The organism is Streptomyces milbemycinicus (assembly GCF_002154605.1).
Lineage (GTDB): Bacteria > Actinomycetota > Actinomycetes > Streptomycetales > Streptomycetaceae > Streptomyces > Streptomyces milbemycinicus.
The window spans coordinates 1-5,217 of record NZ_MUNE01000111.1; the positions used below are offsets into that span (position 1 = coordinate 1).

At 72.6% G+C, this 5,217-nt stretch carries 5 protein-coding genes; 3 read left to right on the forward strand and 2 right to left on the reverse strand.

The genetic code is table 11. The features are described 5' to 3' along the window. The 3 genes from CCN51_RS09805 to CCN51_RS09815 all read left to right on the forward strand — a co-directional run. A partial coding sequence (locus CCN51_RS09805) for an AMP-binding protein (protein ID WP_143675762.1) occupies positions 1-1,235 on the forward strand: 1,235 nt, incomplete at its 5' end. Continuing rightward, positions 1,232-2,047, forward strand: a complete 816-nt coding sequence (locus tag CCN51_RS09810) for a 4'-phosphopantetheinyl transferase family protein (RefSeq protein ID WP_014179407.1) — start codon at positions 1,232-1,234, stop codon at positions 2,045-2,047. The genes CCN51_RS09805 and CCN51_RS09810, both read left to right, overlap by 4 nt. 21 nt (positions 2,048-2,068) lie before the next feature. Continuing rightward, positions 2,069-2,674, forward strand: a complete 606-nt coding sequence (locus tag CCN51_RS09815; RefSeq protein ID WP_043487542.1) for a response regulator transcription factor — start codon at positions 2,069-2,071, stop codon at positions 2,672-2,674. 11 nt (positions 2,675-2,685) lie between these two features. Here CCN51_RS09815 and CCN51_RS09820 read toward each other — a convergent pair whose 3' ends face one another. Both CCN51_RS09820 and CCN51_RS09825 read right to left on the reverse strand, forming a co-directional pair. After that, entirely contained in the window at positions 2,686-3,942 is a 1,257-nt protein-coding gene (locus CCN51_RS09820; RefSeq protein ID WP_014179409.1) for a sensor histidine kinase, read from the reverse strand. 133 nt (positions 3,943-4,075) lie between these two features. Next, positions 4,076-5,217 (reverse strand): YcaO-like family protein (locus CCN51_RS09825; protein WP_170061299.1); only part of this gene is annotated, 1,142 nt, incomplete at its 5' end.

The window sequence follows — 5,217 nt, forward strand, 5'->3', positions numbered from 1 at the left end:
CCGCCGCCCCGCACAACCGCACCGCCCCGCACACCGCTTCGGACACCCGCACCGCCGTACCCGACACCACACCCGCGCGCACCACGCCCGACAGCCTCGCCCTCCTCGCGTACGACGCCGGTCCGGCCACCGCGCCGCGCGGGGCGCTGATCACCCACGGCAACCTCCTCGCCGCCATGTCCGCCCTGTGCCAGGCGCTGGGCACCGGCCGCCGCTCCCGGATCGGTGGCTGGCTGCCGCGCCACCACACCCCCGGCCTCATCGGCCAGCTGCTGCACCCGCTGTGGCTCGGCGCCACCGCCGTACCCCTGCCCGTACGCCCGCACCTCGCCGACCCCGTGGCCTGGCTGCGCGCCCTCAGCCGCCACGGCATCACCCACACCGTCGCGCCCGACACCTGCTACGCCCGCTGCGCCGCCGAGGCCACCGACGAGCAGCTGGCCGGGCTCGACCTCTCCCGCCTCCGTACGGCGCTCAACGCCGCCGAACCGGTCTCGGCCGCGACCATGGCGGCCTTCCACCGCCGCTGCGCGCCGGCCGGGCTGCGCCCCGGCGCGCTGGTCGCCGGATACGCCCCGGCGCAGGCCGCGCCGTTTCTCACCGCCGAGGGCCGGGGGCCGGTGCCCGGTCTGGACCTCCGCGTCGTCGACCCGGCTACCCGCCGGCCGCAGCCCGACGGCATGGCCGGCGAGATCTGGGTGCGCGGCCCCGCCGTGGCCGCCGGACACTGGGGCCGGCCGCGCGACACCGAGGCCGCGGGCGGGTTTCTGCGCACCGGGGACCTCGGCATCGCGCGGGACGGCGAGGTCCGGATGACGGGCCGCACCCATGAAGGCGGCCTCGCCGACAGCCTCATGGTGGGCGGGATGACCCTGCATCCACAGGATGTGGAGCGTGAACTGCTCCGCTGTGGGCGGCCGTTGGGTTCCGCCCGGGTGTTCTGCGCGGGGCCGGGCACCGGGCCTTTGGTGGTGGTCCAGGAGGTCGGTACTGCGGGCGGCTCGCACGCCGCGCTCGCCGGGCTGGCCGGGCGGGTACGCGAATGCGTGGCGGAGGAGTTCGGCGCCGCCACGGGCGGGGTGCTGCTGGTCCGCCCCGGTACGGTCCGCCGCGGCGGATCCCACAAGGTGCCCCGAGCCACGCTCCGGGAGCAGTTTCTGCGGGGCGAAGTCCGGCCCCTGTACCAGGATTTCGCACCCTTGCCGCGCGAGCCCGCCGCCGGAGGCGTGGTGTGACGTCCGACGGACCACCCCCGCCCCTGCCGCTGGCCGGGCCCGGCGGCCCCTGGCGACCGGTACGGCAGGCGTACGCCGGGCACGGCCGGGCGGTCGTCCACGGCCGGTGGCGGGAGTGGCTGCCGACCCACCCCCAGGACATGGATCAGGGCCTGCCCGGGATGCTCGACGAACACGACCGGCGCCGCCTGCGCACCCTGCCCCGCCCGGCGGCCCGCGGACGCTTCGTGGCCTCGCGGCTGCTGCTCAAGCACCTCGTCGCGGCGGTGTCGGGCGCCGCGCCCGAGGCGGTGTGCCTCGGGTACGAGCCGGACGGCCGGCCGTACGCCCTCTGCGCCGGGGCCGGCCGGGTGGAACTGAGCCTCAGCCACACCGGGGATCTGCTCGTCGCGGGCGTCAGCCGGCGCGAACGCATCGGGGTGGACGTCGAGGCGGCCCGGCGGCCGATGCGGTACGCCGATGTGGGCCGGCGGCTGTGCGCCCCCGCCGAGCGCGCGGCGCTGGCCGACCTCGCGGAACCGGAGCGTGAGCGGGCGCTGTTGCGGCTGTGGACGTTGAAGGAGGCGTACACGAAGGCGCTGGGGTGCGGAATGAGACTGGCGTTCGCCGAATTCGAGTTCGACGCCGTCGTTTCGGGCGGCGGATGGCGATTCGCCACTTCGGAAGTTAGCGGCGATCATTCGGCAGGAAGTCATTTTATAAGCTCGGTTTGGCGGCAGCACGAGTGTTCGGTGGGCGGATTCGGCCGAGAATTGGTGGAGCGGCCGAGAAGATTTGGGAATAATCGTATGCGGGCATACGACGGGGGTTGAGCAGGCAGGGGCAGGGGCGACGTGGTCAGAGTGCTGATAGCCGAAGACATGCACATGCTGCGCAAGGCACTTGTCGCACTGTTGGAATTCGAGCCGGACATCGAGGTCGTCGCCGAGTTCTCGAGCGGCGCCGAAATCCTGCCGCGTGCGAAGGAGCTCCGCCCGGATGTCGCGGTCCTCGATATCGACCTCCCCGGGGTGGACGGCCTGACGGCCGCCGGTGAGCTGCACACCGCGGTGCCCGAGTGCCGGACGATGATGCTCACCAGCCTCGGCAGGCCCGGTAATCTGCGCCGCGCCCTGGCGGCCCATGTCTCGGGCTTTCTGCTCAAGGACAGCACGCCGGACAAGCTGTGCGACGCCATCCGCGCGGTCGCGAAGGGCGAGCGGGTCATCGACCCGCAGCTTGTCCTCGCCGCTCTGGACGACAAGCCGCAGCCGCTGACCCCGCGCGAGCTGGAAGTGCTGCTGCTGGCCTCCCAGGGGGAGGGCTCCGCGCAGATCGCGGCCCGGCTGTATCTGTCCGTGGGCACGGTGCGCAACTATCTGACGTCCGTCGTCACCAAGTTGAACGCGCGCAACCGGGTGGATGCCATCCGGATCGCCCGCGAGGCCGGCTGGCTGTGACGGCGACGCCGCTACGCCGTCACGGCCGGGCCGTACTCGTCCTCAGAGCCCCGCTCGCGCCCCTCCGGGGCTGAATCCACGGGCAGTTCGAGCTCGGCCCGCAGCTCGAACCGGCCGTCGTCCCGTACGCCCGCGCGCAGCCGTCCGCCCAGATTCTCCAGCCGGACCTTGAGGTTGCCGATTCCGCTGCCGCCGTCCGACCTGTCGGCGCTGTCGGCGCGCAGAATGGTCGAGGGCTTGCCCACCCCGTCGTTGGTGAGCGTCAGCAGGACGGTGCGGTCGGTTCGCCGCGCCTCGATCGTGCAGTGCTCCGCATTGCTGTGCCGCAGCACATTGGTCAGCCCCTCCCGCAACACGCTCGCCAGCACGGTGTCCACCAGATCGGGCAGCTCTCCGCAGTCGACCTCCGCCGTGGTGCTGATACCGACCGCGGCGAGCATGGACTTGGCCGTGCCGGCCTCCGCGGACAGCGACATCATGCGGTACCCGCTGGCCACGGCCCGTACGTCCGCGAGCGCTTGGCGCGAGGTCTGCAGGATCTCGGCGAGCTCCTGCTGGGCGCGGGAGTTCTCCGGGGGCACCAGGCGGTGGACGAGTTCGCACTTGAGGGTGATGGTGGACAGGCTGTAGCCGAGCAGATCGTGCAGATCGCGGGCGAACCGCAGCCGCTCCTGGGCCACCGCCAGCCGGGCCAGCTCGGCCCGCGACCGGGACACCTCGGCGACCAGCCCGGACAGCCGCGAGAGGCCGAAGACCACCAGGCCGGTCAGAGCGGTGGAGACGGTGGTGTACGCGACCTCGCCCCAGCCGAACCCGACCTGGAACAGCAGCACATCGGTGCACCCCATGATGGCGGCGAAGGCCACCCAGGACAGCGGGGGCGGCAGCACCAGCAGCGAGGAGCCCGCCAGGAACCCCGGCATACCGAGCCAGGCGTGTTTGAAGACCGCGAAGGGGAGGAAGGTCAGCAGCGCCTGTAGCCCCAGCGTCCAGTGCCGGGCCCCGCTGAGCCGGGGCGCGAGGCCGGGGAAGGAGTGCGTCAGCTGCAGCCCCAACAGGGCGGCCAGCACGGGGAGCAGCGCCAGCATCAACAGCGCGGCGTCCAGGGCCCGTCCCGACGGGCGGGCGTCGACCACATAGGTGACCGCGACGCAGAAGTAGCCCACGAGCACTACCGCGGTGATCACCACGGCCAGGCGTGGCGCGAGATCGTCGCGGTGACGAGCCGAGTCGCTCCCGGCATCGCCGGGCAAGGAGGTGCCCTGCACTCGTCCTCCGGATGGTCGGGCCGGGTTGGGTAACTTGCCCGAGAGTATCCGAACTTTTCCGGTCGTGGAGAGATGGCGTAGGACGCTGACATTACACAGAGGGTTACCGGTGCTCACAGTCAATCACAAGGGATTACAGAAAAAGAGGGACAGGGTTGAGGCGGTGGTACGGGGTGGGTTCGGCCAGCCGCCCCAGGGTCACCGGCACTTGGAAGAGCCGGCCGGGCGCGAAGCGGGCCCAGTGCGGACGCAACCCGGGCACCAGCACCTTCGCCACGGGCAGCCCGACATCCGGCCGCGTCTGGTCCAGTACGAGCAGCTCCATGCCGTGCCCGCGGACCAACTCGGCTATGAGGCCGAGGAGGTCAAGGGCGTCGGTGGCGTGCGGACCGGAACCGGATATGCCCGCGCCCTCCGCCGCGACCCCTGACGGGGCCAGATAGGGCTGGTTGGCGACGGTCGCGGTGCGGAACCAGCACAGCGCCTCCGGGTCGGCCGTCACCCCGTACCCGTCGCCGTCGACGCGGGCTTCGACCACGGGGGGCAGCATCTGGTTGAGCTCGGCCAGGGCGTGCCGCAGCGCGGTGTGCCGGTCGAAGTGGGCGCCGAAGCCCAGGGTGATGTCCTCGGCGGACTTGTCGGTACGGCGGGAGACGGCGGCCACCACGGGGATGCCGAGGTCGGAGGTGAGGTCGAGCGCCCACACCTCGCGCCGCAGTTGGGCGTGTACGCGCCGCAGTTCGGCGATCCACGGGTCGTCGTGGGCGTCGAGGTCGAGCGCCGGCTGACGGGTGCGGTTGTACCACCACAGGGCGACCGCGTCCCGCTCCACCAGCTCCAGGAAGCCGCGCAGCACCGCATCGGCCAGACTGCCCCCGGCGGCGGCCCCGTTGGAGTCGGCCCGGCAGTAGCGCCGCCCGGCCGGCTGGGGCGTGCCGTAGTACAGCAGGGCGGTCGGCAGCAGCCGGTGCCGCTGTGCGGTGATCGACCACACCGGGGTCCAGTCCAGCTCCGCCTGCTCGTCGAACGGATCGCAGACCCGGTGGCGCGCGGATGTGCCCCGGTCGCGGAACTGCCGTGGGTCGAAGAGCTGCACCGCGTTCGGATGCACGGCGTCCTCGGGGTCCAGATCGCGGTAGCGGGCGCGCTGCCGCGGCTCGTCCCCCTGGAAGTGGCCGCTGTAGTGCTCCAACGCCTCGCACAGCGCGCTCACCTGCCCCTGCTCGGAGGTCATGCCCTTGCCATGGGCTGCGGTGCGCAGCCCGGCCCGTACGG